At 65.5% G+C, this 14400-nt stretch carries 9 protein-coding genes; 2 read left to right on the forward strand and 7 right to left on the reverse strand.

The features are described 5' to 3' along the window. The first annotated feature begins 43 nt into the window (after positions 1-43). On the forward strand, positions 44-2356 hold the full coding sequence (locus BLQ50_RS16590; protein ID WP_425424111.1) for an ATP-dependent DNA helicase RecG: 2313 nt from the start codon (positions 44-46) through the stop codon (positions 2354-2356). Between the two features lie 40 nt (positions 2357-2396). Beyond that, positions 2397-3014, forward strand: a complete 618-nt coding sequence (gene rsmD, locus BLQ50_RS16595; RefSeq protein ID WP_342672069.1) for a 16S rRNA (guanine(966)-N(2))-methyltransferase RsmD — start codon at positions 2397-2399, stop codon at positions 3012-3014. Positions 3015-3058: 44 nt separating this feature from the next. On the opposite strand, the gene narI is transcribed toward rsmD, so the two are convergent. The 7 genes from narI to BLQ50_RS16630 form a co-directional block, all read right to left on the reverse strand. Next, on the reverse strand, positions 3059-3802 hold the full coding sequence (narI, locus tag BLQ50_RS16600; protein ID WP_217629196.1) for a respiratory nitrate reductase subunit gamma: 744 nt from the start codon (positions 3800-3802) through the stop codon (positions 3059-3061). Next, the gene (gene narJ, locus BLQ50_RS16605) at positions 3802-4383 is read right to left on the reverse strand and encodes a nitrate reductase molybdenum cofactor assembly chaperone (protein ID WP_245701328.1); all 582 of its coding nucleotides are present in this window, start codon (positions 4381-4383) and stop codon (positions 3802-3804) included. Before narJ ends, narI begins: the two co-directional genes overlap by 1 nt. A gap of 71 nt (positions 4384-4454) precedes the next feature. Further along, a complete protein-coding gene (gene narH / locus BLQ50_RS16610) occupies positions 4455-6113 on the reverse strand; it encodes a nitrate reductase subunit beta (protein ID WP_093186137.1) in 1659 nt (552 codons plus the stop codon). Continuing rightward, complete coding sequence (locus tag BLQ50_RS16615) at positions 6113-9817, reverse strand: nitrate reductase subunit alpha (RefSeq protein ID WP_093186140.1); 3705 nt, start codon at positions 9815-9817, stop codon at positions 6113-6115. Before BLQ50_RS16615 ends, narH begins: the two co-directional genes overlap by 1 nt. A 162-nt stretch (positions 9818-9979) precedes the next feature. Beyond that, positions 9980-11026 carry a tellurite resistance/C4-dicarboxylate transporter family protein gene (locus BLQ50_RS16620; RefSeq protein WP_245701329.1) on the reverse strand — a complete coding sequence of 349 codons (1047 nt, stop codon included), beginning with the start codon at positions 11024-11026 and terminating at the stop codon, positions 9980-9982. Between the two features lie 23 nt (positions 11027-11049). Further along, positions 11050-13884, reverse strand: a complete 2835-nt coding sequence (acnA, locus tag BLQ50_RS16625) for an aconitate hydratase (protein WP_093186143.1) — start codon at positions 13882-13884, stop codon at positions 11050-11052. A gap of 123 nt (positions 13885-14007) precedes the next feature. After that, complete coding sequence (locus BLQ50_RS16630) at positions 14008-14391, reverse strand: ribonuclease E inhibitor RraB (protein WP_093186146.1); 384 nt, start codon at positions 14389-14391, stop codon at positions 14008-14010. Positions 14392-14400 lie beyond the last annotated feature (9 nt).

Genomic DNA, 14400 nt, shown 5'->3' on the forward strand with positions numbered 1-14400 from the left:
CCCGGAGGCCGGGACCGGCGTCGAGCCCTGGCGCGGAACCGGGGTGGCGCGCCTGCAGGAGCCGCTCGCGAAGGTGCTTGGAGAGAGCAAGAAGAAGGCAGGATTCGCCAAGCTGGGCCTGGGGACCGTCGGCGACCTGTTGCGGTACTACCCGCGTCGCTACGGCGAGCCGGGGACGATGACGGACCTGTCCAGCCTCGTGGTCGGTGAGCACGTGACGGTCATGGCGCGAGTCGTGAGCGCCACGGTGCGCACGATGGCCTCCCGTGGCGGGGCCATGCTCCAGGCCGTCGTGACCGACGGCGAGCACAAGCTGTCCCTGACGTTCTTCGGGAAGTCGAAGGGTGCGTTGCACGGCCACGAGTTCAAGCTGCGTCCCGGGCTCACGGGGCTCTTCACCGGCATCGTCTCGGAGTACCGCGAGGTACGTCAGCTGACCCACCCGGACTACTTCTTCGTCGGGGTGGACACCGAGAACGAGGAGACGGCCCGGGCCAAGGCCAGCCGGATCATCCCGATCTACCCGGCGAACGCCTCGATCGCCTCGTGGAAGATCGCCCAGTGCGTGTCGGTCGTCCTGGACCCGCTGACGGCCCAGGATGTCCCGGACCCGATCCCCGAGGAGGTCCGTCGGCGTCGCCACCTCGTCGACCTGCACCAGGCGTTCTTGGACATCCACCAGCCGCAGGACAAGGAACAGGTCGCGCGCGGGACCAAGAGGCTGCGCTACGAGGAAGCCTTCGTCCTCCAGGTCGCCCTCGCCCAGCGCAGGTCCCGGGCAGCCCAGCTCGAGGCGGTCTCGCGCCCGCTGCTGCTCGCCGACGGTGACCTGCCGAGCCTGCTGCACGACTTCGACGCCTCGCTGCCCTTCACGCTCACCGCCGGGCAGCGCGCCGTCGGGCAGGAGATCGCGGGGGACCTCGCCACGACCCGACCGATGCAGCGCCTGCTGCAGGGCGAGGTCGGGTCGGGCAAGACGGTCGTGGCGCTGCGGGCCATGCTCCAGGTGGTCGACGCCGGAGGCCAGGCCGCGCTGCTTGCCCCGACCGAGGTGCTCGCCGCCCAGCACGCGCGCACGCTCACCGCGCTGCTCGGCGACCTAGCCGCGGGCGGGCTGCTCGGTGGGTCTTCGCACGGCACGCGGGTCGCGCTGCTGACCGGGTCCCAGAACGCCAAGGCCAAGAAGCAGAACCTGCTCGACGCCGCGAGCGGCGCCGCCGGGATCGTGGTCGGCACGCACGCGCTGCTCAGCGCCGGGGTGCAGTTCGCCGAGCTCGGGCTCGTGGTCGTCGACGAGCAGCACCGCTTCGGCGTCGAACAGCGGGACGCACTGCGGGCGAAGGCCACGAAGGTTCCGCACATGCTGGTCATGACGGCCACCCCGATCCCGCGGACGGTGGCAATGACGGTCTTCGGCGACCTGGAGACGTCGATCCTGCGCGAGATCCCGGCCGGTCGAGCGGGGGTGGTGACCCACGTGGTGCCCGCCGAGAAGCCTGCGTGGATGGCCCGCACCTGGTCCCGGGTGCGCGACGAGATCGCCTCGGGGCGTCAGGCCTACGTCGTGTGCGCCCGCATCACGGCCGATGAGCCAGGCGCCGGGCCCGACGACGACGACCTCGACGGGTCCGCCCTGGAGGGGGAGGACGGGATCGACGGCGGGGCCGGCTCGGATGCGCAGGAGCGTCCCCGGCGCCCCCTGCGAGCGGTGTACGGGGTGGCCGACGAGCTGCGCGGGCTGCCCGCGCTCGCGGGCGTCCGGATCGGCGTCCTGCACGGGCAGCTGCCCCCGGCGGAGAAGGAGGCGACGATGGCGGCCTTCACGGCCGGCGAGATCGACCTGCTCGTCTCCACGACGGTGATCGAGGTCGGAGTCGACGTCCCGCGGGCGACGGCGATGGTCGTCCTGGACGCCGACCGGTTCGGCCTGTCTCAGCTGCACCAGCTGCGCGGCCGCGTCGGGCGTGGCGCGCATGCGGGCATCTGCCTGCTGGTCTCGGCGATCGCGGCGGAGGAGCTGCTCCCGGTGAGCGCGACGAAGGAAGAGTTCGCCCGAGCGTCGCCCGCGAGCCAGCGGTTGGCGACCCTGGCCGGCACGTCGGACGGCTTCGAGCTTGCGGCCGCGGACATCTCGCTGCGCCGGGAGGGTGACGTGCTCGGCGTGGCGCAGTCCGGGACGGCGAGCTCACTGAGGCTGCTGCGGGTGGTGCACGACGCCAAGGTGATCGGCGAGGCCCGGGAGGACGCGGCCGAGATCGTCTCGGTCGACCCGGAGCTGACCGGCTACCCAGTGCTGCGCGAGGCGATCGCCGAGCGGCTGCCGGGGGAGCGGGCCGACTTCCTCGAGCGAACGTGAGCGCCGCCGGTGTCGGTAGGCTGGCCTCGTGACGAGGATCGTGGCTGGCAGCGTAGGTGGCAGAAGTCTCGAGGTACCCCCGCGGGGTACTCGGCCCACGAGCGACAAGGTGCGGGAGGCGATGTTTTCCCGCCTTATGCACTACGGCGTGCTCAACGGCGCGCGGGTCCTCGACCTGTACGCGGGCTCGGGGGCCCTCGGGCTCGAGGCGGCTAGCCGGGGGGCTGTCGAGGTGGTCCTCGTGGAAGCCGCCGCGGAGGCAGCCCAGGTCTGCGCGCGCAATGTCGACGCGCTAGGACTGCCCGGGGTGCGTGTCGTCACCGACACGGTCGAACGGTTCGTCCGGGGAACGGTCACGGGCACGACGGTGTGGGACCTCGTGTTCCTCGACCCGCCCTATGACGCGAGCGACGCCGACGTCGCCGAGGTGCTCGCTGGCCTCGAGGCCCACGTCACCCCGGACGCAGTCGTGGTCGTCGAGCGCTCCTCACGGTCCCCAGAACCCGCGTGGCCGGCGACGTGGCGGCTCATCACCTCCTCGAAGCACGGCGACACCAGGGTGTACTACGCCGAGCCGGACCGCGAGGCCGAGGGCGCGACTGAGAGCGCGATCGAGGATGGGACTGCGCGCGTGGCCGCCGTGACGCAGGACTCCTGACCGGCCGGCGGGCTCCCGCTGCGACTGCCACTGCGATGAGTGGCCTATCGGCGACGCGGTATCGTGTCGACCTTGTCCCAGCCGCGTCGACGTGACCGCGATCCTTCGTGATCATCACGGGTGCGATAGAGGATGTAGGGGCGGAAGAAATAGCCCAGCGGGGCGGTGAATGCGTGAACCAGACGCGTAAAGGGCCACATGGCAAACAGTGCTATCGCCAAGAAGCCGTGGATCTGGAAGTTCAGCGGCGCGTCAGCCATCAGCTCGGGCTGCGGGTTGAAGTAGAAGATGCCGCGGAACCAGACTGACACCCCTTGGCGATAGTTATAGTCACCGACGACACCCGAACCGGTGTTGATCAGGCCGGTCAGGATCACGACCGTGAGCATGAGATACATCGCCTTGTCCGTCTTGGTCGTCGCGCCGAGTACCGCCTTCGTGAACCGGCGTCGATAGAGCAGGCCGATCAGGCCCACGATCGTGAACAGGCCGGCCACTGCGCCTACCGTGACTGCCATGAAGTGGTACGCGCCCTCGGAGAGGCCAACCCTGTCGGTCCAGCTCTGCGGGACACCCAGGCCCATCACATGACCGAGGAATACCGCCAAGATGCCAAAGTGAAACATCGGGTTTGCCCACCGGAGAATGCTGTCCTCATACATCTGGCTGGACCTCGACGTCCAACCGAACTTGTCATAGCGGTAACGCACGATGTGACCCAAGACGAAGATGGAGAGGCAGATGTAGGGGAAGATCAACCACAAGAACGTGTCGAGCGCGCTATCCATCATGTGCCTCCCGGCATCGGTGCCAGGTCCGGCATCCCATAGGGGTTGAGTCCAACTTCTTCTACTTCGGGCCCCTGCGCGATCAAGCGTTCCACCGCTTCGTGGTCTTTGCCTTTCAGCGCCGGCAAGGTTGCACAGACTGATTCCAACGCACCCCTCCATGGGGAGTCGATCTCGACGAGGTGCAGTCGCAGGAGCTCGAGACCCGCACGGTTGTCCACGATGATCTTGACGCCGGCACGTTGGTCGGTCGTCGCCGCAAACTCGAGCACGACGCACAGGTGGTCAGGGAGCTGATCGTCGGTGAGGACCAGCCCCGCCTTGGTGTACACCTGCTTGATCCGCAGCAGGGCCAGACCCCGTTTCCTGGTCTCACCGTTGGAGAAGTAGGTCAGGAACAGGCAACCGCGCCGACGGTTGTCGAACGTGTCGACGTAGTCGCTCCGGGAGTCCCATAGGGATTGGCCTCGAAGGTGCTCAATCGTCGACTGCAGGCCGGAGCCGAGACTGGCGGGTAGCGAGGCGGCGACCTCGCTCAGAAGATCCAGTCGCCCGAAGAGCTCATCGCCGGGGTAGTCCATCAGGATCGAGGCAGATTGCCATGTCCGGGTCAGCTGGTCCGGTGCATATGCGGGACTAGCGCCGCGCATCATCACGGCTCGCTGCCGGAGTCGAGGGAGGATCTGGGTGCCCCGTGCGAGGTCGGGAAGATCCCCTCCGGGGTGCCCTTGCCGTCCCAGTTGAGCAGGTTGATCCGCAACCCCTCGGGACGTGCAGGGCCGCCGGGCGTGCCCACCCCGGGGTCACTCACCATCTCAGGGTCGGTGCCGAAGGATCCGTCCATGCCGCCCATCCCTGGTCCGCCGTCGACGTCGAGCGAGCACTCGGTCGCGATGTTCTCGAGCTTGTGGGCATCCTCGTAGTGTGCCGGGGGAATGACGTAGCGCTCCTCGTACTTCGCGATAGCGAGGAGTCGGTACATGTCCTTGATCTCCTGCCCGGTCATACCCACCGAGGCGGCGATCGACTCGTCCTCTTCCCAGCCCATGTTGATGTCACGCATATAGGAGCGCATCGCGGCCAGCTTGCGCAGCACCTTGTCGACCGGCGCGGCGTCTCCCGCGGTGAAGAGCCCGGCGAGGTACTCGATCGGGATCCGCAGACGGTCGATCGCGTTGAACAGGTTGTCCTTGCGCTCGCCATCCTCTCCGGTCTCGCTCACCGCGTCCACGACCGGTGAGAGCGGCGGAATGTACCAGACCATCGGCATGGTGCGGTATTCGGGATGCAGCGGCAGAGCTACCTGATAGTCGTTGATCAACGCCCAGATGGGCGAGCGCTGGGCGGCCTCGATCCAGTCTTCGGGGATGCCGGCGAGGCGCGCCGCACGGATGACCGCGGGGTCCCTCGGGTCCAGGAACACGTTTCTCTGAGCTTCGTACAGGCCGTGATCGTCGGGCGTCGAGGCGGCATCCAGAACGCGATCCTGGTCGTAGAACATCAAGCCGAGGTAGCGCAGTCGTCCGACGCAGGTTTCGGAGCAGATGGTGGGCTGTCCGAGCTCGATACGTGGATAGCAGAATGTGCATTTCTCGACCTTGCCGGTCTTGTGGTTGAAATACATCTTCTTGTACGGGCATCCGGTCACGCATTGTCGCCAGCCGCGGCAACGGTCCTGGTCGACCAAGACGATCCCGTCCTCCTCGCGCTTGTAAATTGCCCCCGTCGGGCACGAGGCCACACACGAGGGGTTAAGGCAGTGCTCGCAGATTCGGGGGAGGTAGAACATGAATGCCTGCTCGTACTCGAACTTGATCTTGTCGCCGATTTGTTGGAGTATCGGGTCGTTGTGGCCGTGCTCGACCGAGCCGGCAAGGTTGTCGTCCCAGTTCGATGACCATCTGATCTTCGTATTTTCGCCGGTCAGCAGAGACTTCGGGCGTGCCACGGGCAGGTGTTCCTGAGCGGGGGCTGTCGTCAGGTTTTCATAGTCATAGGTCCACGGCTCGTAGTAGTCATCGATGCCGGGAAGGTGCGGGTTAGAGAAGATGGTGGCGAGGTTCTTGAGCCGACCACCAGCTTTGAGCGTGAGCTTACCGCGTCTGTTTAGTGTCCAACCCCCCTTCCATTTATCCTGGTCTTCATAGGTCCGCGGATACCCTTGTCCGGGCCGGGTCTCCACATTGTTGAACCAGATGTGTTCGGCTCCCGACTTGTTGGTCCATACCTGTTTGCACGTGACGGAACAGGTGTGACACCCGATGCATTTGTCGAGATTCATCACCATCGCCATCTGGGCCATGACCTTCATCAGTACCTCACCGCCTGGCTGCGACGCCGAATCACGGTGACCTCGTCGCGTTGGTTGCCGGTGGGGCCCATGTAGTTGAAGGCGAACGTCTGCTGGGCATAACCCCCGATCATGTGGGTGGGCTTGATCATCAGTCGTGTCAGCGAGTTGTGGTTGCCTCCACGCTGACCGGTCGTCTCGGAGACAGGCATGTCGATGAGACGGTCCTGTGAGTGATACATGAACACCGTGCCCTCGGGCATCCGGTGGGAGATGATCGCGCGGGCGTCGACCACTCCGTTGCGGTTGGTTGCTTCAATCCACTCGTTGTCCTTCACACCGATCTTCTCCGCGTCCTGCGGGCTCATCCAGATGCCGGGCCCACCGCGGAAGAGGGAGAGCATGAAGAGATTGTCCTGGTACTCGGAGTGGATCGACCACTTGTTGTGGGGCGTGAGATAGCGGACTGAGATGCCGTCGCTCGGCGTCGCGCCGATTGCAGGTTCGTCGAAGAGCGCGGTCATGTCCAGAGGGGGGCGGAAGGTCGGCAGTCCCTCACCGAGCTCGGTCATCCAGTCGTGGTCGAGGTAGAAGTGTTGCCGTCCCGTCAGCGTGTGCCATGGTTTGAGCCGCTCCACATTGATCGTGAACGGCGAGTACCTGCGCCCGCCACTCTCAGAACCGGACCATTCGGGGGACGTGATCACCGGAACGGGGCCGCGCTGGGTGTCGGAAAATGTAATGCGTTTGCCTTCATGCTCAGAAGCCAGGTCGTGCAGCAGCCGCCCGGTCCGCTTCTCGAGCGTCTTGAATCCTTGGGTGGCTAGATGCCCGTTCGTGGTTCCGGAGAGGGCCAGAATCATCTCGCATGCCTGGATGTCGCGAAGGATGTCGGGTCGGCCGTCGGCCGGCCCGCCCCGGACGACACCGTTCTTCGCCTTGAGGTCGGCGATCTCGCGACCGAGCTCGTACGTGACCCCCTTTGTCGTGGCGCCCAAGGTGTCCAGGAGTGGGCCGACAGCGCGCATCATGTCCCCGACCGCCGTGTAGTCGCGCTCAACCTCGACGATCTTTGGCATCGTCACACCCGGGATCGGCTCACATTCACCGTATTTCCAGTCGCGAACGCGTCCATGCGGGGATGCCATCGCGTCGGGCGTGTCGTGGGTCAGCGGCACGGCGACCACGTCGGTCTGCTTGCCGAGGTGGCGCACAGCGAGCTCGCTGAAGACCCGCGAGATCTGCTGCCACGCATCCCAGTCCGTACGCGACTCCCACGGGGGTGAGATCGCCGGGTTGAACGAGTTGACGAAGGGATGCATGTCCGTCGTCGACAAGTCGTACTTTTCGTACCACGTCGCGGCTGGCAACACGATGTCTGAGAGCAGCGTGGACGTCGTCATGCGGAAGTCGAGCGTCAGCATCAGATCGAGCTTGCCGATCGGCGCCTTGTCGTGCCACTTGACGTCTTTGGGACGATGCCTCTCGGGGGTCTCCGTGGCGCTGACCGTGTGAGACGTCCCCAGCAGGTGGTTGTAGAAATATTCGTTGCCCTTGGCCGACGAACCGAACAGGTTGGACCGCCAGAGCGAGAGCACGCGGGGGAAGTTCTCCGGCGCGTCGGGGTCTTCGGCCGCGAAGCTGAGGCGCCCGGCCTTTAACTCCTCGACCACGTACTCCGGGGTCGTCTTGCCTTCTTCGCGCGCCTGGGCGGAAATCACCAACGGGTTACGGTCGAAGGTGGGATACGAGGGCATCCAGCCCAAGCGGGCTGACTGAGCGATCACGTCAGCGGTGGTCTTGCCGGCCAGCTGGCCTCTACCGGTCTGGGCCGCAAGCGTGTCGGCGCCGAACTGGTCGTAACGGAACTGGTCGGTGTGCAGGTACCAATAGGCGGTCTGGACCATGTTGCGGGGTGGGCGGCTCCAGTCCAGGGCGTTCGCCAGCTGGGTGTAACCGGTCAGCGGGCGGACCTTCTCCTGGCCGACGTAGTGCGCCCAACCGCCTCCGTTGACCCCTTGGCAGCCGGTGATGGTCGTCATCGTGAGGAAGGTGCGATAGATGGTGTCCGAGTGGAACCAGTGATTCGTGCCAGCCCCCATGAGGATCATCGACCGGCCCTTGGAGTCTTCGGCGTTCTGGGCGAACTCACGACCGATGCGCTCAGCCTGCTCCGCGGTGACGCCGGTGATCCGCGCCTGCCACGCTGGAGTGTAGGGAGAGGTGGCGTCGTCGTAGCCGCTCGGCCAGACGCCCGGGAGCCCAGGTCGACCGACGCCATACTGTGCCAGCAACAGGTCGAATACCGTGGTGACGAGTCGGCCAGCCATGCGGCGTGCGGGTACACCGCGGCGGATGACGCCCATGGTGCCCTGATCCGAATCGAAGCGAGGCATGTCGATGGCAACACGCTCATCCGCACTATCGATCAGTGACAGGGTGGGATCGATGTCGCCGAGGTCGAGGTTCCACCTGCCCTCACCTGTTTCACCGTAGCGGTGGCCCAGGGTGCCTGGGGGGACGACCGGTCTGTCGGTGGCTGCGTCGATCAGCACGGTCTTGAATTCGGCGTTCTCCTGCTCGGGCTCTATCTCGTCGGTGAGGTCCGATGCGGTCAAGAACTTGCCCGCGGTGAAAACGGTGTGCCCAGCGGAGTCTGTGGTCTCGTCGAGGGTGACCAAGAACGGCAGGTCCGTATATTTCTTGACGTAGTCAGTGAAGTACGGGGTCTGACGATCGACGTAGAACTCCTTGAGGATCACGTGCCCCATCGCCATCGCCAGTGCGCCGTCGGTGCCTGGCTCGGCGGGCAGCCACTCATCGGCAAACTTGGTGCTGTCGGAGAAGTCTGGTGAGACGACAACCACCTTCTGGCCCCGATAGCGGGCCTCGACCATCCAGTGCGCATCTGGCGTGCGGGTCACCGGAACGTTGGTGCCCCAGATCATCAGATAGCCTGCATCCCACCAGTCGCCAGATTCGGGTACGTCGGTCTGGTCGCCGAACATCTGGGGCGACGCGACCGGCATATCGGCGTACCAGTCGTAGAAGCTCAGCATCGACCCGCCGATGAGGTTGACGAACCGCGCTCCTGAAGCGTGCGAGACCATCGACATCGCTGGGATGGGGGAAAATCCTGCGACCCGGTCGGGCCCCCACTTGCGGATCGTGTGCACATGGGCGGCAGCGACAATCTCGATGGCCTCGTCCCAGGATGCCCGGACTAGACCGCCCTTGCCACGGGCGCGCTTGTACCGTGCCGAGCGCTCCGGATCTTCGGTGATGTCGGCCCAGGCGAGGACGGGATCCTTGAGCCGGCTCTTGGCCTCCCTATACATCTCGAGCAGGATTCCGCGAATGTAGGGATAGCGCGTACGGGTGGGCGAGTAGGTGTACCACGAGAACGACGCCCCGCGGGGGCAGCCTCGTGGCTCGTACTCAGGCGTGTCGGGTCCGGTGCTCGGATAGTCGACGGCCTGGGTCTCCCAGGTGATGATCCCGTCCTTGACGTAGACGTTCCATGAACACGAGCCCGTGCAGTTCACTCCGTGGGTGGAGCGCACCACCTTGTCGTGGCTCCACCTGTCGCGGTAGAAAGAATCACCTGACCGCCCACCGGCCTTGAGCAGGGTGCGGCCGTCCGCGGAGACGGGCTGGTTCTTCGTGAAGAAATGCCGGGTTTTGATCAAGGCCTCGGTCAGCGGGCCGTTCATCGTGTCGCTCATGCAGATCCCCTTCGGCTGAGCCCGAGGCAACGACGGCGCGTGCACAAGCGCGCCGAACCACCCTTGCGACTACACGCTAACAGACGTGATGTAGATCACATCTTTGCCAGCGGGTGCCATAGGTTCTGCCGTCCGTCGGATTTGGCGGTCGGTGCGGACGGGTCAGCGGTGGCGCACGACCACGGTCCGGACGACATGGAAGGCCATGGCCGCAGCCACCACGAGCCAGACGCAGAAGGCGATCCAGAGCGCACCGCTCCCGATCGATGCAACGATCGGCAGGTGGTCCGCCTCCCCGAGATAGATGCCGGCGACGGCGTACATGCCGAGCGGGAAGACCATGCTCCACAACGTCGCGTCGTATCTCAGCGGAACTCGACGAACAACGTGCCGCCACCACCCGGCCGCGACGAGCGCGGGTATCAACCACGTAGCGAACGCCCAGAACACCACCGCGAGCCCAGCGACTAGTCCGCGTGTCACGGCTACCGTCGGGGCATCAGCCATCTCGACGATGCGCGCACCGGCCAGCACTGTCACGGCCAGGGCGCCCATCGCAACCCAGTACGCGGGCGTGAGGTCTTCGGGACCGAACTTGTATTGCATCAACCGCAACGTGACAATCATCGCTGTGACGACATAGAGCAGGACGCCTACCGACCACGACATCACCGCCAGCAGGGCCAGCTCCCGCCGCCCGGTCTCGAAGACCGGCTCGATCGTCGCTGCGGCGATGGCGACCGTCTGACTTGCGACCACCCAGATGAACCAGGTGCCGTTCGCGGTCGCGACGAGGGGCCGCTCTGCTCGACCGAAGGCCGCAGTCCAGGGGATCACGTAGCCAAGCAGCAGCCATGCGAGGCCGGACACGACCAAGAGCACCGCGGTCGGTGTGTAGTTTCCCTCCATGCCGAGTCGAACACCGAGCACGTTCGTACCGGCGACGAAGGTGAAGAAGCCAAAGGCGCGAGCAGGATCGAGGAAATCGGCTGTGATCGCGCTCCGGTAGGCAACGAGCCGCCATGCCGTCAAGCCGAGCAAGGTGATATATGCCGCCGCGCAGAGGACTAACAAGAGGAATGACAGAGTCGGAAAGTTCTCGAACTTCATCCCGATCGAGATGATGCCGGTCGCCATGACGAATGCGAAATAGCCGGGCGTGAGCGTCTCGACTGCGTGACGCAATCGATTCACAAGTCCCGTATACACGCTCCCAGGCTATCAGTCACGGGTCATCGCGACGGGGTATCCGGGGGTTCGAGTGTGGGTTCCTCGGCATCGAGCAGCGTGCGCAAGACGCGCTGAAGAATGCCTCCGTGACGGAAGTACTCGGCCTCGGCGGGGGTATCGATGCGCACCCTCGCGGACACCTCCCTCAGGCCATCGTCGTCCTGGATACGGATGGTGACCAGGTCAGGGACAGCCTCGGCTCCCGCCATTCCGGCGACCGAATAGGATTCGCGTCCCGTCAGGCCGAGGCTTTGTGCTGACTCACCTTCCTCGAACTGGAGCGGCAGCACCCCCATGCCGATCAGGTTGGATCGGTGGATCCGCTCGAACGAGGTCGCGAGCACAGCCTTCACCCCGAGCAGAAGCGTTCCCTTGGCAGCCCAGTCGCGCGAGGAGCCAGAGCCATAGTCCGCCCCGGCGATGACGATCAACGGCACACGATCGGCTGCGTAGGCCATCGCCGCGTCGAAGATCGTCGTCTGCCTACCGTCGCTCGGATGGCGTGTGAACCCGCCTTCTACCCCGGGAAGGAGCTGGTTGCGCAGGCGGATGTTGGCGAAGGTCCCACGGATCATGACCTCGTGGTTTCCTCGCCTGGATCCATAGGAGTTGAAGTCACCGGGAGCGACTCCGTGCTCGATCAGGTAGCGACCCGCGGGCGAGTCCTTCGTGATGGCGCCGGCAGGAGAGATGTGGTCGGTGGTCACCGAGTCGCCCAACATCACCAGGACGCACGCGTCGACGATGTCTTCGAGGGGTTCGGGCTCTCGCGGCATGCCATCGAAGAATGGCGGGGAACGTACGTACGTCGAGCTGTCCTGCCAGGCGAACCTGTCCCCCGAGGGGATGTCCAGCCCGGTCCAGTTCTCATCGCCGGAGAGGACGTCGCTGTAGCCGGTCGTGAACATCTGTGCTTCGACGTATTCGTCGACGAGTACGCGTACCTCGTGGGCGGTCGGCCAGATGTCACGCAGATAGACCGGCTGGCCATCTGCGTCGTCGCCGAGGGGATCGCAGGTGAGATTGACGTGCATCGTGCCTGCCAGGGCGTATGCGACGACGAGCGGCGGCGACATGAGGAAGTTCATCTTCACCTCGCCGTGGATCCTGCCCTCGAAGTTGCGGTTGCCAGACAGGACCGAGCTCACAGTGAGGTCGTTCTCCCCGACGGCATCGCTGACCTGGGGGATGAGAGGTCCGGAGTTGCCGATGCAGGTCGTGCACCCGTAGCCCACGAGGTTGAATCCGAGCGCATCGAGATAAGGGGTGAGGCCGGACTCGTCGTAGTAGTCAGTGACCACTCGCGACCCGGGTGCCAGTGAGGTCTTCACCCATGGTTTGCTCGTCAGCCCCCGCTCGACCGCCTTCTTGGCTAACAGACCCGCGGCCATCATCACCGACGGATTCGACGTGTTGGTGCACGAGGTGATCGCCGCGATCACCACCGAGCCGTTGTCGATCGAGGCCTGGCACCCGTCGATGGTGACGGACGTGGGCCGGGAGGGCCACTCCTGCGCGTCGTCGGCAACGGGAGCGTCCCGCGGAACGTCGAGCTCATGGTCTCTGCTGATCGAGACCGGGTCGCTCGCGGGGAAGGAGTCGGCAGAGGCCTTGTCGAGACTACTGAGCCCTAGGCTCGGCGATGACCCGTGCTGATTCGCCAACAACCGCTGGACCTCTCGGGGTACCGACGACAGCGCGATGCGGTCTTGGGGACGCGTTGGCCCGGCGATCGATGGCTCGACGGTGCTGAGGTCCAGTTCCAGGGTCTGGGAGTAGCGTGCCTCGTGAGCGGGATCGTGCCAGAGCCCCTGCTCCTTCGCGTAGGCCTCGACCAGCGCGATCTGCTCGGGCGTGCGGCCAGTCAGACGCAGATACGACAGGGTCTCGTCGTCGATGGGAAAGATTGCGCAGGTCGAGCCGTACTCGGGGCTCATGTTGCCCAGCGTGGCTCGGTTCGCCAGCGGCACGTTAGCCACTCCCGGTCCGTAGAACTCCACGAACTTCCCGACCACTCCACGCTGGCGCAGCAGCTGGGCGACGGTGAGCACCAGATCGGTTGCGGTGGCACCCTCGGGAAGCTCACCGGTCAACTTAAATCCGAGCACCTGCGGGATGAGCATGCTCATCGGCTGGCCGAGCATCGCGGCCTCGGCCTCGATCCCGCCGACACCCCAGCCGAGGACCCCCAGCCCGTTCACCATCGGTGTATGTGAGTCGGTTCCGACGAGGGTGTCCGGGTAGGCCACCATGGCGCCCTCGCTCTCGCGGGTGAAGACCACACGGGCGAGATACTCCAGGTTGACCTGGTGGCAGATGCCGGTGTCCGGTGGCACCACGAGGAAGTCGTCGAAGGACTGCTGGGACCACCGCAGCAGCTGATAGCGCTCCTGGTTGCGGGCGAACTCCTGGGCCGCGTTTCGCTCGAAGGCGTCGGGTCGCCCGAACACGTCGACGATCACGGAATGGTCGATCACCAGCTCGACCGGCACCAGCGGGTTGATCTTCGTCGGGTCCCCACCGAACGACGTCATCGCGTCGCGCATGGCCACCAGGTCGACTGCGCACGGAACGCCGGTGAAGTCCTGCAACAACACCCGTGCGGGCGTGAACTGGATCTCGCTGCCATGCTCAGCGGCCGGGTCCCACGCTGCCAGCGCGCGTACCTGGTCGGCGGTGACAACCGCCCCGTCCTCGTTGCGCAACAGGTTCTCCAACAGGATCTTGAGGCTGTAGGGAAGCCGCTGCGAACCCTCGACCCGATCGATCCGATAGATGTCGTAGGTTGCGTCGCCGACAGCCAGCTGGCCTCGCGCACCGAAACTGTTCGTCCGCATGTCTACTCCTTCGGATCAAGGCAGAGGTGGCGGACATGAAGCGCAGCCCCATCGCGTCGCCACCTCGAGCGTAACCCCCTAGTGCCCGAGGAGCCGGAGGAGATTCAGCCAGCCGAGGCCTCGCTACCCGGCGGCCTTCTCCTCCTCGGTCAGCAGTGCGACCCATCCCTCGTAGTCGCCCTGATGAGCGTCGGCGAGAGCTCGACAGAGGTCCACGCGCTCGCGGAGGAAGTCCGGGACGAGCGGTTGGTTGCGGGCCGCGAGCAGGATGGTCCAGTCGGGGATGTCGTGACTGGGCTGGACGAGCTCGTGGCGCACACGGTCGGCGCGCAGCGCCGACGACGCGGCGTCGGCGCGATCCTGAGTGGTGAAGCAGACCGCGAACTCGCTCTCGCGCGGGGCGGTCACGTCGACGCCCCGCGCTTGCAGGTGCGCCAGGTGCTCGGCGTCGGGCTTGAGCAGGCCGTACGGTTCAACGCGCTTCTTTGCGGAAGAGAAGAATCCCATGCGCCTACG

The organism is Sanguibacter gelidistatuariae (assembly GCF_900096585.1).
Taxonomy (GTDB): Bacteria; Actinomycetota; Actinomycetes; order Actinomycetales; family Cellulomonadaceae; genus Sanguibacter; species Sanguibacter gelidistatuariae.